We start from the raw sequence: 14750 nt of genomic DNA on the forward strand, positions 1-14750 counted from the left end.
ATGGCTACGAGCAAGCGCCGTGCCATGGCGAAAAGCCCTTTGGAATCGGCGTTTCACGCAAACAAACGTGTTCGCCGCAGCCGGCAATTGCTGCCGCTGCGGCAATTTTTTCCTGCCCGCGATTTCCCTCCTGTGCATTGCCCGGCACCAGCATGCATGTTAGGCGGAACCATCCTGCCCGCTACAGAGATGCCTTGGAGAGCGTCCATGTCCCAGCCCTTCACGCCACGTCCGCTGGTGATCGCGCCGTCGATCCTGGCCTCGGATTTCTCCAAACTCGGCGAAGAAGTCCGCGCCGTCGACCAGGCCGGCGCCGACTGGATCCATCTCGACGTCATGGACGGGCATTTCGTGCCGAACATTTCCTACGGCCCCGACGTCATCAAGGCGATGCGCCCGCACACCAAGAAGATCTTCGACGCGCATCTGATGATCTCGCCCTGCGATCCCTATCTCGAGGCGTTCGCGAAGGCCGGCTGCGACCACATCACGGTGCATGCCGAGGCCGGCCCGCATCTGCATCGTTCGCTGCAGGCGATCCGCGCGCTGGGCAAGAAGGCTGGCGTCTCGATCAATCCGGCAACGCCCGTCAGCGCGATCGAGCATGTGCTCGACCTCATCGACTTAGTGCTGGTGATGTCGGTCAATCCGGGATTTGGCGGCCAGGCCTTCATCCGCGGCTCGCTCGGCAAGGTCAGCGACGTCAGGGCGATGACCGCCGGCCGGCCGATCGACATCGAGGTCGATGGCGGCGTCGCGCCCGATGTATCAGGGGAACTGGCAGCGGCCGGCGCCAATGCGTTCGTCGCCGGCTCCGCCGTGTTCAAGGGCGGCACGATGGAGGCATACAAGGCCAACATCTCCGCGATCCGCAACGCGGCGGCGCTGGCGCGCGGCGAAGCGATCTAGCCCGAGCGTGGCGGGCGCACCACGGTCACCGTGCAAGGCGCCTCCGCCGCCACCTTCGCCGAGACGCTGCCGAGCAGCGTCCGCAGCATGGAATCCCGCCGCGCGCCGATCACGATGTGATCGACCTGATTGGCTTGCGCGAATTCCAGGATTGCCGCCGCGGGATCGATCGCCTCCAGCACATGCACCGACAGCCGGTTCTCGTCGAGCTTCAGCGAGGACGCCCAGTGGCGCAACGCGACTAGGCGGTCGACATGCTTGTTGCTGCCCTTCTCATCCAGCGTCCGATCGATGGTGACGAGGCCAAGCTTGAGCACGTTGACGCATGCGAGACGGGCCTGCGGCAAGGTCCCGAGTATCCGCTGCGTGGTGACGCGCAAGGCATCGTTCAGCGGGCCCGAGGTTTCCGTCGTATCGATCGCAACCACCAGGATCGGGCTCGACGCCAGTTGCACGGCAACGTCGGACTTCGGCTGCGGCTGCCATGCCCCGCGGTTGAAGCGGCGGCGCATCACCGTCGCGAATGGATCGCGATCACGCCGCTCCGCACGCGCTGTCAGCTTGACCTGGTCGGGATTGCTGAGATCGAAGGCGAGTTGCGAGGCGGTCGGATAGCGCCAGGCGGGCCCGATCTCCAGGCATCGCAGGACGATCTCCTGCAGCCAGGGCGGATAGTCGGGTTTGAGCTTGCGCGGTGGATAGGGATCGCGCCACAGCCGCCGGCGCATGCCGCGCAGCGTCTCGCTCTCGCCGAACGGCCGCACCCCGGTGGTGAAGAAATACAGCAGCACGCCGAGCGAAAACAAATCGCTGCGCGGATCGTCGCGCACCCCAAGCAGGCGCTCCGGCGCCATATAGGGCGCGGTGCCGTAAGGCAGGCGAAATTCCTCCTGCAGCAGATCGGGCAGATGTTCGTGATGCGACAGGCCAAAATCGATCAGCACAGCCTCGCCGCTCTCGCGGAACATGATGCTGCTCGGCTTGATGTCGTGATGGATGACGTTCTGCCGATGCAGCGCCGACAGCGCAGCAGCGATCTTGATCCCGAGCGCCCTCGCCTCCTCGTAAGCGATCGGCAGATCGTCGAGCCGCTTGTAGAGGGTCCGGCCCGGGATGCGCTCGAGCACGGCATACGCCTGGCGCGCGAAATCGCCGGTGCCGAAGCAGGTCGGCACATGCGGCCCGGACAATCGCGGCAGGATCATCTGCTCCATCTCGAAGCTGACGATGGCGGCGGGGTCCTCGCCTTCCGAGACTCGCGGCACCTTCATCAGGAGCGGCACGTTGATGCCCGGATGGGTGACGCTCCACAGCGTCGCCATGCCGCCGCGGTGCACGCACTCGCCGACGGTGAAGCCATCGATGACCGTGCCCGGCTGCATGAGAATTTTCGCCATTTGCTATCGGCCGACCAACAGGCGATCGGCAAGCCAGCCCGGCAGGCCATTGTCGCGGATCCGGGCGGCTGCCGAATCGATATCATAGGGGGCACGACAATAGGTGACCTCCCGCCTCTCGGTGTCGAACATGGCGAAGGCGGCTGCGGGAATGCCGTCGCGGGGCTGGCCGACGGAGCCAAGCACCGCAAGCCAGCGCCGGCCGGCCAAGAGCTGCACGGCTACGCCCGTGGTCGGGACAAAGCTGGTCATCTTCGCCGTCGACGACATCGAATAGAGCGCTGGACGGTGGATATGACCGCAAAAGGTGATTGGAGCCTCCGCAGCCATCATGCTGCGCGCAGCGTCCGACGCGTCGCGCACGTAGCGCCACCTGGTCGGGTTGGACGCTTCAGAATGGACGTAGAGGCGGTCGTCCTCCTGCTGCATCAGCGGCAGTTCGGTAAGGAAACGCCGTTGCGCCGCGCTGAGCTTGCCGCGGGTCCACTCGACCACCGCCTGGGCTTCGGCGTTCATCGCGTCGTTGTCGATACCGATGGCGGTGTCATGGTTGCCGCGAACCGCGATCGCGCCGTCCTCGACCAGCGCCATGACGGTATCGACGATCCATTCGGGGTCGGCCCCATAGCCAACGAAGTCGCCGAGCAGGACGAATTTCTCTGCGCCTTGCGCACGCGCAGCCTCAAGGCAGGCGTCAAATGCCTGCCGATTGCCGTGAATATCCGCAAACAACGCGAGACGCACATCATCCTCCCAGCCAATCCTGGCGGGCCCAATCACATCTGTCTTGATGGATATCAAACACGGGCAACTCGGTGCCCGCAAATGGATCGGGGGGATCGATCGCGAATTACGAGCTAGTGCTTAGGACAGGCCTCGAGCCCGCGGAACAGCAGCGCCAGCAAGGCGTCGGTGCGCTCCTGCAGATCCGGATCGGCCCATTCGTCGGCATGGGCCGGGTGATGAAGGCTTCTCGTCGCCTCGAAAATCGCGCGGGCGGTCGCCTTGAGATCATCGACCTCGAACACGCCCTCCTCGACGCCGTCGGACAGGATATGCGCGATCTGATCGGTCAAGCATTCCTTGTGGCCCTTGACCACAACACAAGCCTCGCGCGCCAGCGTCAGATAGGTGCGGAACATCTCGGGGTCGTCGGCGAACCTGGCCTGCTTGGTTGCGAACAGGGTGCGCAGCCACCGATCGAGCCGGGCCTGCGCTGGGCCGGCACTCGCTGCGATCTCCTGCAGCGGGACCTTGGCCCGATCGAGCCAGCGTTTTGCCACGGCTTCGCGCAGCGAAGCCTTGCTCGGAAAGTGCCGGTAGACACTGCCGTGGCTCACATCGAGCGCACGGGCAACATCCACCACTGTCGCCTTGGCGAGCCCATAGCGACGCAGGACGTCCTCGGTGACCTCCAGGATACGTTCAGGGGTCAAGACGACTGCTTCGTTCATGGCTTTACCCTATCCCCAGCTCTTGGGCTTTTCCACTCCGGCGGTCAGGCGCATTACAAAACGGCCTGGCCGGTCGTTAAGGCAGTCCTAATTCCAGTTAGCGGGCCAATTTTTCCGCCTGGGCGGCCAAGTGGCGAGCCACCTGCTGATTGAGCCAGCGCTGGATCTGTTCGGTCAAATGCAAAATCTCGATCGTCATCATCGTAGTCTCCGGCAAGTCCGTGGCCGGCTCTTTGACCCGAACCCGGTACTCAACTCTTCCGGATCAGGCATTTCGCGGCCGCAAACCACGGGGCGCCCCATCTGGCGTCCGGAAGCGGATATAGCATCTCTGACTGACAGATTTCAATATCTGTCATTCAATAACTTGTGATAGACCGGCGCCCGGCCCTTGGCGCCTTCGACCTCCCGCCCGCCGCCCACAGCGGAGCGATCCGTCAGGCGCGCCGCCGGAAAGCCCGCCCCGCTTACCTACTCGCTGACCAACGGCCCGAAGGGCTCCCATCGCTCTCCGGTGAAGCGCATCATCCGGAACTCCTTGATCACCCGATAGTCGCTCGCGCTGGTGTTGATGGAGAGCCCAGGCAGCAGCAGGTCGAGCGTCACGTCGCGCAGGCTGGTGGCTTGGCGCATGACGTTTTCGCGCGAAAGATCGTCACCGCACCGCTTCAATACCTCCACCAGCAGTTCGGCCGCGCTGTAGCCATAGGTCGTAAAAATGCTTTTGCGGTCACCGCCCGGAAAATAGGTGTCCATGAATGCGGTCCATCGACTCAGGCCCTCGTCGTTCTGCCAGGTGGGATCGCTCGTCTCCTTGAACGAACTCGCTGAGATTGCCCCCTTGGCATGGTTGATTCCGGCAGGAACCAGTACGGCGTCGATCGACGAGGAGCCGACTCCCAGCAGGTGAACAGGAGTCCAACCCAATTCGGCCATTCTTCTGATGGTTTGCGCAGCGAACTTGGGAGCCGCCATGTTCACCAACAAGTCGACGCCAGCAGCTTTCAGTCGCACGATCTGCGAGTCCACCGTCGCGTCTGAGACATCGTAAGGGGCTTCACCGACGAGGAGTTCACTTGCTCTTGCGCCGAAGGCCTCCTTCAGGCCGCTCAAGTAATCCTTCCCGCTCTCATCATTCTGATAGAGCAAGCCAACTTTCGCTGCAGGATAGTTCTCAAGGATGAACCGCGCATAGACACTGATCTCTGTCCGCAGGTTAGGCGCGAAGCCCATCGTCCAGGGAAAATTGGTCGGATCCTCGAACCGCTTTGCGCGTCCGGCTACGAAAAGCTGCGGGACCTTGCGATCGTTGAGATACTTTTGAACGGCAATATTGGAAGCGTTGCCCAACGTCTGAAACGTGAACAGCACCTCGTCGCCTTCAACCAACCTCCGTACCTGCTCAACTGTCTTCGAAGGCATCGCCGCATCGTCATAAGAGATCAGCCTGATCTTGCGTCCATTGATGCCGCCCCGATCGTTGATCATACGGAAGTAAGCGTCTTGCACCTTGCCAATGATAGAGGAGGCGGAAACTGGACCGCTGTAGGGCATCGTCTGGCCGATCCTGATCTCAATATCACTCGCTCCCGGATCGTAGGGGCCGCTTCGCGCATGCGGCACGCTTCCACAGAGTAATAGGACTCCAATCAGCGCTGCCCTGAGCGCGGTCATTTTGTTGTCAGTGCGACGGACCATCCGCTCGCTCAGCGCATGCATGGTCGCCCTATTGCTCGTCCTTCGGAGGCATTCGCGGTGGCAGCAGCGGGGTAAATGAGACGGCCTCGCCGGGTCCTGGGGCCGCCATCAGGGCCCCGCCGGTCGAGGGATCGCCCCCCGACGTCTCGATCACGGCGCTCGGGGTGATGTATTCCCTGGCCGCCGCGATCAGGCCGCCCTCGCCGGTCCCGAAATCCGCGGCCCGCCCGCCCTGGGGACGGCCGGCGGCAATCTCGGTGATGGCCTTATCGGTCTTCTGCGCCAGCGAGTCGCTGTAGGGGATGCGGTAGGCTCGGGGGATGCCGCTCGGCCGGTTGTCTTCGTCGAGGGTCTCGACCCAGAGATAGATCGAGCCCGGGTCGCCCTCCAGCGAGTGCGGCTCCACAATGCGCGCCTGCAGCAGCTTGAACGAGGCCGGCAGCCTGTCGACGCTGGCCCAGCCCAAGAGGCCGCGGACGCCCATGAAACTCGCAATGTAGAACGCACTGGTCACGACCACAGCGACCGCCTTAGCCGACCAACGCAAGCGTCCATAGACCAGGATGACGAGCAACAGCGCGCTGATCAGAGCGTAGCTGACCGAGAGCGTGAGGATGACTGACTGGAGGTTGTTCACGGGCGAGACATCCTGACGCCTGTCTTCGGATCGAGGTCCGCGCCGTTTGCGCGCACGTTGCGGAACGTCTCCATCAATGATTTCTGCCGCTGCTGCACGTCGACCACCTTGCCTTCCGCATCGACCCAGAAGCGCAGCGCGGTTTTCTCGTCGCCGGTGTGATCGAGCGTCAACTTGTTGTCGAAGATCACTTGGGCGGTCGGATTGAGCTTCTGCACCTTCACGCTGACTGGAACCGGCTGCCCGGTCGTCGCCTGGAAATGCGAAACATTCACGGTGTATTCGCCGGGGATAATGCCGCGCACGGTGACGATCTCTTCTCGGATCGGCGACGGAATCTTCTTGCCGTTGACGATGATGAAATCGTTGGCACCGCCGCGGTCATCGCGGTCGAGCGTGAGGAAGCCGGCTTCGCGGCGGCGATACCAGGCGATGTTGCCTGCGGGATCCTGCACGAACAGATCGAAATCATCGGGATGATTGTCGGGCCAGTCCATCGTGATGATGAATTCGGCCTTGGAGTCGATCTTCCCCTCCTTCGACTCCGGTGAAACCGCAAGCAACGCGAGGAAAAACAGGAAGGCGACGACCTGCAGCGCCTTGAACAGCATCACGCCGAGCGGATCGAACTGTTCTTCCCGTGGATAAAGGCCGAACTCATCCATCATGATGGTGTTCCAAGGCCGGGGTGACGTGCGTCTCGGTCAACATGACGGCATCGGAGAACACCCGCTGGGTGGCGGCATCGAGCATGTAGTATTGAATCCTGACGAGGATCGATCCGATCAGGCCGGCCAGCGTCGTGTACATGGCCACCGCCATGCCATCGCTCATCAGGCCCATCGACGATCGCATCGCGACCTTGTCGGCCGCGTCGAGGGTTGCGATCGGCGCCAGCATGATGATGAAGCCGATGATGGTTCCGAGCAGTCCAAGCTTCATCAGCGTATCGGAAACGAACGCACCGAAGGCGTTGGAGCCGCGCAACCGGTCCGCCAGCGACCTGAGCAGCAGCGTCTGATCGATGCGGCCGCTCGCCTGCGCCGCGGCCTTCTTCACCAGGTTGCGGATGTGATCGCTGACGAGCCCGCCAGGCAGAGCGCCCGCATTCTCGTCGAGCTTCCTCGCAGCGCCGGGAGTGGACAGGATCGCCCGGCAGCGTCTGGCCGCTTCGCCTTCACGCGCAATCGCTCGCGTCCGCCAGAAGCAATGAAAGCAGGTGATGACGTAGAGAACGGCGATCAGGCTTGAAATATAGGTGCGGTCCGAGGTCACCATGAGATGGAGCAACCCGTATCGCCACAGCAGCATGGCGGCGAAGATCGAAAGCCCCGTGAAGATCATCCATAACAACAGGACGCTTCGCTCTGAATTGTCCTTGCCGGGCAAGACAGGCTCGGCGCCAACGGTGGCACTCATGCAGCTTTGCTCCCTGAGGGCGGCCAAGAGAGACTGCCCGCAAACGCTCCCCGGCTTTTGTTAATCCGAGGCGACAGGTTGCGTCCAAAGACATATGCCCGCGCTTCGTTGGGAAAATTTCCCGAGCTTCGCCTCACCTGCCATCTTGCAATTGGCCCCGAATAGCGGTGCTGTTAGATTCATCCAGAAGCCGCGGAGTGATCGCATGCGCCTCGTGCTCCAGCTCGTCGCCCGTCTGCTCGTCATCGTCATCTTGTGTCTGGGAGGCGCAACCGTTTGGGCAACGATCGACGCCTACCACAGTGTCGACCGCGCCACGGCTGCATCCGCCGAACGGGTCTCGCAAGCGCTGGAAGCGCTCTACTGGCGCGAATTGCTGTTGCGCGGCAACAGGACACGCGAACACCTTTTGCCGGTACCGGAATGGCGCACCACCCAGACGATGAGCCTGATTTCGCCTGGAGTCTGCGTCCAGTTTGAGCCGAAGGGCGAGTTCGAGAATCCGCTGTGCGGCCAGAGCAAAGGGCTCGGCGCATCTCCACCGCATTGGTTCGCAGCTGCCGTAGAGACATTCCTTGGCGACCACGCCGCGGTCGCCCGGCCGATCAGTGCGCGCTCGACCACTGCGGGCACAGTTACGGCCGTCGCCGATCCCGACGCCGCGATATCCCTCGCCTGGCAGCACATCCTCGATAACGTCCACGTCGCGCTGCTGATGGCTGTGGCTATCGCCCTGCTTGCCTCGCTCGCGATTGCGCATGCGCTGGCCCCGGCGCAGTTGATCGTTACCGCACTGCAGCGCATGGCGAATGGCCATTATCGAACGTCGCTTCCGCGCTTCCGATCGATGGAACTTGCCATGATCGGGCAAGCCGTCGGCGAGCTCGGAGATCGCCTCGCGCAGGCCACGGAAGAACGGGCCGTCCTGACCCGCCGGCTGCTTGAGATCCGCAGCGACGAGCGACGGGCGCTGGCGCGCGAACTGCACGACGAATTCGGGCAAAACCTCACAGCGATCCTGGCCTTCGCCAACACGATCGAAGCGGCCAGCGCGCAGGAGCAGGACCGAGGCGACGTCGCGCAGGATGCGCGGATGATCTCGAAGGCCACGCTGCACATCATGGCATGCCTGCGCGGCACCCTGAACCGCCTGCGCCACCCGCCCGCCGAGGAACTCGGGCTGGAGGCGAGCCTCATCAACCTGGTTGATAGTTGGCGATCGCAGAACGCGACGCAGCCGATGATCCAGCTCGACCTCAAAGGCGATTTCGCCGACGTGCGAGGCGCCGTCGCCGCGACCGCCTATCGTGTGGCTCAGGAATGCCTGACCAACTCGTTGCGCCACAGTGCGGCGCGCGAGATCGTGCTCCGGATCGAGCGGCGGACGGGGCTGGAAAATGCGCTGCTGGTCCGTGTCGAGGACGACGGCGGCGGCGATGCCGCCAAGGTGGCGCAGTCCGCCGGCTTCGGCCTGACCGGAATACGCGAGCGCGTAACCGCTCTCGGCGGCTCGCTGTCGATCGCGCACGCAAGGCGCGGTCTGAGCGTTGCCGCCACCATCCCGCTTGCTGCCTGATGCCGGCGTCGCAGACCAGTGGCATTTCGATCCTGCTTGTCGACGATCATCCCGTGGTCCGGCAAGGCTACCGACGCGTTCTGGAGCACCAAGGCGACTTCAGGGTGGTCGCCGAAGCCGACAACGCAGCCGACGCTTACCGCGCATACAAGAGCCACGCCCCTGATGTCGTGGTCATGGACATCTCGATGCCGGGTGCCAGCGGGCTTGAAGCTATCAGGAACATCCGCCAGCGCAGCGCTGGTGCGCGCGTTCTCGTCTTCAGCATGCACAGCGAGGCGGCGCTGGTGAAAGCCGCCTTCGGCGCCGGGGCAAGCGGCTATGTCACCAAGAGCAATGAACCGACCGTGCTGATCGCGGCGATCCGCTCGGTGGCGCGTGGCGAACATGCAATGAGCGACGACGTCGCCCATGTCCTGGCGATGGAAAGCCTGACCCCGTCAGGATCGGTCCTTGACCAATTGGGAGAACGGGAGATCGAGATCCTGCGGCAATTGGCTGCCGGCGCGACCACCGAGCAGATCGCCGCGAACCTCAATCTCAGCATGAAGACGGTTCAGAACTATCACTACCTGATCAAGACCAAGACCGGCATGCGGACCGACGCGCAGCTCGTCCGCCTCGCCGTCGAGTGTGGGTTGACCAGCCTGTAGCCGCGCCCCGACAGTCGCGCCACCGCCTTGGGACGCAGCCCCATTTTCTATCTGCAGCAAGCCCGTATGGGTGGCCTCTCCGAGCCCGCTCTGCTAAAGCACGGCGTAAAAACAAACCGGCTGGGAGTCGCTTAGCGATCCCGCCCTACACTTTCCCGGAGTTTTCGATGATCCCCCGCTACACCCGCCCGGAGATGGCCGCGATCTGGGAGCCGCAGACCCGCTTCAAGATCTGGTTTGAGATCGAGGCGCATGCGGCTGATGCGCTGGCGGAACTCGGCGTCATTCCCAAGGAGGCGGCGAAGACGATCTGGGCCAAGGGCAAGCACGCGACCTTCGACGTCGCACGGATCGACGAGATCGAGCGGGAGACCAAGCACGACGTCATCGCCTTCCTGACCCATCTGGCTGAAATCGTCGGCCCCGAGGCACGCTTCGTGCATCAGGGCATGACCTCCTCCGACGTGCTCGACACCTGCCTCAACGTGCAGCTCACCCGCGCCGCGGACCTCCTGCTCGCCGACATCGACAAGGTTTTGGCCGCGCTGAAGAAGCGCGCCTTCGAGCACAAGATGACGCCGACCATCGGCCGCTCTCACGGCATTCACGCCGAACCGGTGACCTTCGGCCTCAAGCTCGCCTACGCCTATGCAGAATTCTCCCGGGCCCGGGCGCGGCTCGTCGCCGCCCGCAAGGAAGTCGCGACCTGCGCGATCTCGGGCGCGGTCGGCACCTTTGCGCAAATCGACCCGCGCGTCGAAGAGCATGTCGCCAAGGCCATGGGGCTCGAGCCGGAGCCGATCTCGACCCAGGTGATCCCGCGCGACCGCCATGCGATGTATTTCGCGACGCTGGCCGTGATCGCCGCCTCGATCGAGCGCCTCGCAGTCGAAATCCGTCACCTGCAGCGCACCGAGGTGCTGGAAGCCGAAGAGTTCTTCTCCGAAGGGCAAAAGGGTTCGTCGGCGATGCCGCACAAGCGCAACCCGGTGCTGTCGGAGAACCTCTCCGGCCTGTCGCGGATGGTGCGCGCCTATGCCGTGCCCGCACTCGAGAACGTCGTGCTCTGGCACGAGCGCGACATCTCGCATTCCTCCGCTGAGCGCATGATGGGCCCGGACGCCACCGTGACGCTCGACTTCGCGCTGGTGCGCCTCGCCGGCCTGGTCGAGAAGCTCCTGGTCTATCCGCAAAACATGCAGAAGAACCTCGACCGCCTCGGCGGTCTCGTACATTCGCAGCGGGTTCTGATCGCGCTGACGCAAAAGGGCGCGAGCCGCGAGGACGCCTACAAATTCGTGCAGCGCAACGCCATGCCGGTCTGGCGCGGCGAAGGCGATTTCCTGACGCTGCTGAAGAAAGATCCGGACGTGAGGAAGTATCTAAGCGACGCTGAGATCGAGGAGCAGTTCGACCTCGGCTATCACCTCAAGCACGTCGACACGATCTTCAAGCGCGTATTTGGGGAAGTCTAACCCCGGCCACAGCCCTTAACCCGGCGCGCCGTCGACCATGCGGGCGGCGACGCGGTCGCGGCGCATGAAGTGATGCCAGGCTACGGCCACGATGTGAATTCCGATCAGCGCTAGCAGCACATAGGCGAAGTAGATGTGCCTGTTCTCATAGGCCTGCGCCGCGGCGCGGTCAGGCGAGGTGATCTGGGGCACGTGAAACAGCCCGAACCAGTCCGAATAGTTGGGTGTCCGGGCGCCCGAGTGCGCCCAGCCCAGCACCGCCACCAGGATGGTGACGGCATAGAGTGCCAAATGGCTGACCCGGGCGGCGATCCGGTGCCAGCGCGAGGTATCCTCCGGCAAGGCCGGCGTCGGATTGACGCCGCGCCAGACCAGCCGGAGCAGGGTCAGGAGCAGCACGACATAGCCGATATCGGCATGGATCGAGCGATAGAAGAAGCGGTCCGGCCGAGCGGGGATATGGTTCATCCACCAGCCGAAAGCGATCATGCCGATAATCGCCGCCGCCAGCGCCCAGTGGAATCCGCGCGCAACGCTGCCCCAGCTCGATGTCGTGTTTCGGATCATGCGCCCGGCCCCATCGGCTTCGAGTTCGTTGCCGCCGGGCCCTTGCCGCGCTGCAGCGCGTCCTGATAACCCTCCGGTCAGATCAAGGCGATTTGAATCGTTCCAAAAACTCCACCCTGCACCGCGACCGATCCGCAAGGGCCGGCAGTGCCCTCAAATCAACTGAATCGTAACGCTGAAATGGGACAACGTTGAACCGTGGCGGCACCCCCAACCATCCTGGTATTCGATTCCGGCCTTGGCGGGCTGACGGTGTTGCGCGAGATCGTGCGCGCCCGGCCCGACGCACGTTACGTCTATGTCGCCGACGACGCCTTCTTCCCCTACGGCCACCATGGCGAGGAAGACATCATCGCGCGCGTGGTGCCGCTGGTCGGCGAATTGATCCGGCGGCACACACCCGATCTGGTCGTGATCGCCTGCAATACCGCTTCGACGCTCGTCATGTCACACCTGCGGGACGCCTACGACCTGCCGTTCGTCGGAACCGTTCCAGCGATCAAGCCGGCCTGCGCCAGCTCGAAGACCAAACGCGTGTCCGTGCTGGGCACCAAGGGCACCGTCAAGCGCGAATATACGAAAAAGCTGATCCACGATTTCGGGCAGGGCTGCGAGGTGACGCTGGTCGGCTCGGGCGAGCTCGCTTCGCTGGCGGAAGCGGCGCTGAGCGGTGAGGAAGTCAGCGACACCGATATCGCCGCTGAACTGGCGCCCTGCTTTGTCGACGGCGCTACCCGCACCGATACCGTGGTGCTCGCCTGCACGCATTATCCCTTGCTGCTGGATCGTCTGGTGAAGCTCGCACCATGGCCGGTCGCCTGGATCGACCCGGCGCCCGCCATCGCGCGACGGGTTTCCGATTTGCTCGGACCGCCCGGCGACAGCAGGGACGACGCCGGCGCCGAAATGCTGTTCACGTCCAACCGCCCGCACACGCTGAGCCGGGCGTTGATGCCGTTTTTCGGCGGCCGGGTCCCGGCCTGAGGCCGCATACCCGTTTGGCTAGCCAAAGCGCCGGCCGCTCATTTGGCCGATCGCCGCGAAAACGGCTTCGAGCTGCTGAGCGGTCGGCGAGCCGCCCTGCGTATACGCCGAGATTAGCACCGGTCCACCTTTCCTCGGCCAAACCACCGCGATGTCGCCGGCAGCATCCTTGCCGTTGTTGCCCGTCTTGTCGCCGATCTTCCAGTCCTTCGGCAAACCACCGCGAAGGCGGTTGTTTCCGGTCTTGCAGTTCAGCATCCAGCCCGTGAGGCGTTGGCGCGACGCCGAAGATAGCACCTCGCCAAGCACGAAATGGCGCAGATTGCCGGCCATGGCTGCAGGCGTGGTCGTGTCATGCGGATCGCCGGGCGGAGAGCGATTGAGCTCGAGTTCATAGTGATCGAGGCGCGAGACGGTATCGCCCGTATCGCGCCAAAAAGCAGTGAGCGCGGCGGGACCGCCGATCCGCGCCAGCAGCAGATTGGCGCAGGTGTTGTCGCTGAGCTCGACCACAGCCTTGCACATATCGGCGACCGACATCGCTCCGCTCGAGAGGTTCTGCCTTGCCGCCGGTGCATGGTGGAGAAGATCGGCGGCACGGTATCGCACCACGTTCTCAAGCTGGTCTTTGCCGCGATCGATGCGGGCCAGCACGCACGCGGCAAGCGAGGCCTTGAACGTGCTGCACATGACGAAGCGCTCGCCGCTTCGCCAAGTGACCTTGGCACCTGTGGCGACATCCTCGGCATAGAGGCCGATTCGCCCACCGGTCTCGCGCTCATAGGCTTCAAACAGGGACGGCTGCTCCTGCGCTCGCACGGGCGAGATCGCCAGACACGACAGAGTGGCCAGCAGCGAGCGTCTGGTGAAAATCATTGGGCGTCCTTCGAATTTAAGCTTCTTCGGGTGGGCATCCGTCGCCGCGTCCGCCAACGAGACATAGCGCCAAGATGAGGGGTCGAGCACTCGATGCGTGCAGATTTTGTCTTTATGATATGGGCGATCGACCAGCGCGCCCTCAACACAGACTGTGGAGACCCGCTTTGTCCTCACCTACGCCAACTCCCCTCAACCGGCTGCGACAGCAATGGCGAGAGCGGCGCCCGACCTTCGGCGCGATCGCCACCATCCCGAGCATCCAGACCGTGCAGATCATGGCGCAGTCGCTCGACTGGATCATCGTCGACCTCGAGCACGGCCCGATCGACCTTGGCACCGCGCATGCGATGATCGTGGCAACCTCCGGCACCCCCTGCGTGCCGATGGCGCGCATTGCCGCCAACGAGCCCTGGCTCGCCAAGGCGCCGATGGACCTCGGCGCACTCGGCATCAACTTCCCGATGATCTGCAGCCGCGCCGAGGCCGAGAAGGCCGCGCGCAGCGTGCGTTATCCACCCAGGGGTGACCGGCTGTGGGGGCCGTTCCACGCGCCGTTCCGCTGGGGCGTCTCGATGGCGGACTACATGGCCACTGTCGATGACGACATGATCTGCATGATCACGATCGAGCATGTCGAAGCGGTCGAACGGATCGACGAGATCATGGCCACTCCCGGCATCGACATCGCCGTGATCGGGCCCGGCGACCTCGCTACCTCCATCAACAAGCGCGGCCTTCCCGACGATCCCGAAGTGGTGGCGCTGATGCAGCGCGCCGAGGAAGGTATCCTGAGGAGCGGCGTGCCGATCGGCGGGGTCGCTCGCACCGCCGACCAGGCCAACGCGATGATCGAGCGCGGCTACGTGGCCCTCGCGCTCGGCTTCGACTGGTCCCTGCTCCAGCGCGGCATTGCGGCAGGTTTTGCGGGAATCAGGCGCTAGGGTGCTGCTCCCGCCACGCGGGCGGTGCGGCGGGACGCCACACCCATCCTGGTGCCGAAACCGGCTATGTGCTGGACGGCCGTTGGTTCATGCTCGGTTCAGGGCTGGCGAGCGCATAGTCCGGCTCGCCAGCCTTTTATTGAATCTGGAATCTCCGGCGG

Annotated in this window: 15 protein-coding genes; 6 read left to right on the forward strand and 9 right to left on the reverse strand. The window is 63.8% G+C overall.

The window, feature by feature from the left end:
- Window positions 1-207 precede the first annotated feature (207 nt).
- Window positions 208-909 carry a ribulose-phosphate 3-epimerase gene (gene rpe, locus AC5ZG1_RS17900; protein WP_456644442.1) on the forward strand — a complete coding sequence of 234 codons (702 nt, stop codon included), beginning with the start codon at window positions 208-210 and terminating at the stop codon, window positions 907-909.
- Here rpe and AC5ZG1_RS17905 read toward each other — a convergent pair.
- The 7 genes from AC5ZG1_RS17905 to AC5ZG1_RS17935 all read right to left on the reverse strand — a co-directional run bounded on the left by AC5ZG1_RS17905 (window position 906) and on the right by AC5ZG1_RS17935 (window position 7514).
- Window positions 906-2306 (reverse strand): serine/threonine protein kinase, encoded by a 1401-nt coding sequence (locus AC5ZG1_RS17905; protein ID WP_496133630.1) that lies wholly within the window; start codon window positions 2304-2306, stop codon window positions 906-908. The genes rpe and AC5ZG1_RS17905 overlap by 4 nt on opposite strands.
- 3 nt (window positions 2307-2309) lie before the next feature.
- Window positions 2310-3050, reverse strand: coding sequence for a metallophosphoesterase family protein (locus AC5ZG1_RS17910; RefSeq protein ID WP_456644444.1), 741 nt, complete (start codon window positions 3048-3050; stop codon window positions 2310-2312).
- A gap of 113 nt (window positions 3051-3163) precedes the next feature.
- Window positions 3164-3760 (reverse strand): TetR/AcrR family transcriptional regulator, encoded by a 597-nt coding sequence (locus AC5ZG1_RS17915; RefSeq protein ID WP_028166406.1) that lies wholly within the window; start codon window positions 3758-3760, stop codon window positions 3164-3166.
- Window positions 3761-4231: 471 nt separating this feature from the next.
- A complete protein-coding gene (locus AC5ZG1_RS17920; protein ID WP_496133631.1) occupies window positions 4232-5479 on the reverse strand; it encodes an ABC transporter substrate-binding protein in 1248 nt (415 codons plus the stop codon).
- Between the two features lie 7 nt (window positions 5480-5486).
- Entirely contained in the window at window positions 5487-6095 is a 609-nt protein-coding gene (locus tag AC5ZG1_RS17925; RefSeq protein ID WP_496133632.1) for a hypothetical protein, read from the reverse strand.
- On the reverse strand, window positions 6092-6763 hold the full coding sequence (locus AC5ZG1_RS17930) for a hypothetical protein (RefSeq protein ID WP_130226234.1): 672 nt from the start codon (window positions 6761-6763) through the stop codon (window positions 6092-6094). The genes AC5ZG1_RS17925 and AC5ZG1_RS17930 overlap by 4 nt, the downstream gene beginning before the upstream one ends.
- Window positions 6753-7514 (reverse strand): MotA/TolQ/ExbB proton channel family protein, encoded by a 762-nt coding sequence (locus tag AC5ZG1_RS17935; protein ID WP_463327612.1) that lies wholly within the window; start codon window positions 7512-7514, stop codon window positions 6753-6755. The genes AC5ZG1_RS17930 and AC5ZG1_RS17935 overlap by 11 nt, the downstream gene beginning before the upstream one ends.
- Window positions 7515-7719: 205 nt before the next feature.
- Between AC5ZG1_RS17935 and AC5ZG1_RS17940 the strand changes: the two genes are divergently transcribed.
- The 3 genes from AC5ZG1_RS17940 (at window position 7720) to purB (ending at window position 11218) form a co-directional block, all read left to right on the forward strand.
- The gene (locus tag AC5ZG1_RS17940) at window positions 7720-9090 is read left to right on the forward strand and encodes a sensor histidine kinase (protein WP_496133633.1); all 1371 of its coding nucleotides are present in this window, start codon (window positions 7720-7722) and stop codon (window positions 9088-9090) included.
- A complete protein-coding gene (locus tag AC5ZG1_RS17945; RefSeq protein ID WP_496133634.1) occupies window positions 9090-9743 on the forward strand; it encodes a response regulator in 654 nt (217 codons plus the stop codon). Before AC5ZG1_RS17940 ends, AC5ZG1_RS17945 begins: the two co-directional genes overlap by 1 nt.
- A gap of 167 nt (window positions 9744-9910) precedes the next feature.
- Window positions 9911-11218, forward strand: a complete 1308-nt coding sequence (gene purB, locus AC5ZG1_RS17950; RefSeq protein ID WP_496133635.1) for an adenylosuccinate lyase — start codon at window positions 9911-9913, stop codon at window positions 11216-11218.
- 15 nt (window positions 11219-11233) lie between these two features.
- Here the strand turns inward: purB and AC5ZG1_RS17955 are convergent, their stop codons facing one another.
- A complete protein-coding gene (locus AC5ZG1_RS17955) occupies window positions 11234-11785 on the reverse strand; it encodes a cytochrome b (protein WP_496133636.1) in 552 nt (183 codons plus the stop codon).
- 198 nt (window positions 11786-11983) lie between these two features.
- Here AC5ZG1_RS17955 and murI point away from each other — a divergent pair, with 198 nt between their 5' ends.
- The gene (murI, locus tag AC5ZG1_RS17960) at window positions 11984-12769 is read left to right on the forward strand and encodes a glutamate racemase (RefSeq protein WP_456644450.1); all 786 of its coding nucleotides are present in this window, start codon (window positions 11984-11986) and stop codon (window positions 12767-12769) included.
- 18 nt (window positions 12770-12787) lie between these two features.
- Here murI and bla read toward each other — a convergent pair whose 3' ends face one another.
- Window positions 12788-13645 (reverse strand): class A beta-lactamase, encoded by an 858-nt coding sequence (gene bla / locus AC5ZG1_RS17965; protein ID WP_496133637.1) that lies wholly within the window; start codon window positions 13643-13645, stop codon window positions 12788-12790.
- 119 nt (window positions 13646-13764) lie between these two features.
- On the opposite strand from bla, the gene AC5ZG1_RS17970 reads away from it, so the two are divergent.
- Window positions 13765-14589, forward strand: a complete 825-nt coding sequence (locus AC5ZG1_RS17970) for an HpcH/HpaI aldolase family protein (protein ID WP_496133638.1) — start codon at window positions 13765-13767, stop codon at window positions 14587-14589.
- Window positions 14590-14750: the final 161 nt, after the last annotated feature.

Source organism: Bradyrhizobium sp. Leo78 (genome assembly GCF_059512425.1).

What these genes read in the sequence shown, in the direction of transcription:
- rpe (WP_456644442.1), top strand. Translation starts at nt 208, where the DNA reads ATGTCCCAGCCCTTCACGCCACGTCCGCTGGTGATCGCGCCGTCGATC.
- AC5ZG1_RS17905 (WP_496133630.1), bottom strand. Translation starts at nt 2,306, where the DNA reads ATGGCGAAAATTCTCATGCAGCCGGGCACGGTCATCGATGGCTTCACC.
- AC5ZG1_RS17915 (WP_028166406.1), bottom strand. Translation starts at nt 3,760, where the DNA reads ATGAACGAAGCAGTCGTCTTGACCCCTGAACGTATCCTGGAGGTCACC.
- AC5ZG1_RS17920 (WP_496133631.1), bottom strand. Translation starts at nt 5,479, where the DNA reads ATGCATGCGCTGAGCGAGCGGATGGTCCGTCGCACTGACAACAAAATG.
- AC5ZG1_RS17930 (WP_130226234.1), bottom strand. Translation starts at nt 6,763, where the DNA reads ATGATGGATGAGTTCGGCCTTTATCCACGGGAAGAACAGTTCGATCCG.
- AC5ZG1_RS17935 (WP_463327612.1), bottom strand. Translation starts at nt 7,514, where the DNA reads ATGAGTGCCACCGTTGGCGCCGAGCCTGTCTTGCCCGGCAAGGACAAT.
- AC5ZG1_RS17940 (WP_496133633.1), top strand. Translation starts at nt 7,720, where the DNA reads ATGCGCCTCGTGCTCCAGCTCGTCGCCCGTCTGCTCGTCATCGTCATC.
- AC5ZG1_RS17945 (WP_496133634.1), top strand. Translation starts at nt 9,090, where the DNA reads ATGCCGGCGTCGCAGACCAGTGGCATTTCGATCCTGCTTGTCGACGAT.
- purB (WP_496133635.1), top strand. Translation starts at nt 9,911, where the DNA reads ATGATCCCCCGCTACACCCGCCCGGAGATGGCCGCGATCTGGGAGCCG.
- AC5ZG1_RS17955 (WP_496133636.1), bottom strand. Translation starts at nt 11,785, where the DNA reads ATGATCCGAAACACGACATCGAGCTGGGGCAGCGTTGCGCGCGGATTC.
- bla (WP_496133637.1), bottom strand. Translation starts at nt 13,645, where the DNA reads ATGATTTTCACCAGACGCTCGCTGCTGGCCACTCTGTCGTGTCTGGCG.
- AC5ZG1_RS17970 (WP_496133638.1), top strand. Translation starts at nt 13,765, where the DNA reads ATGGGCGATCGACCAGCGCGCCCTCAACACAGACTGTGGAGACCCGCT.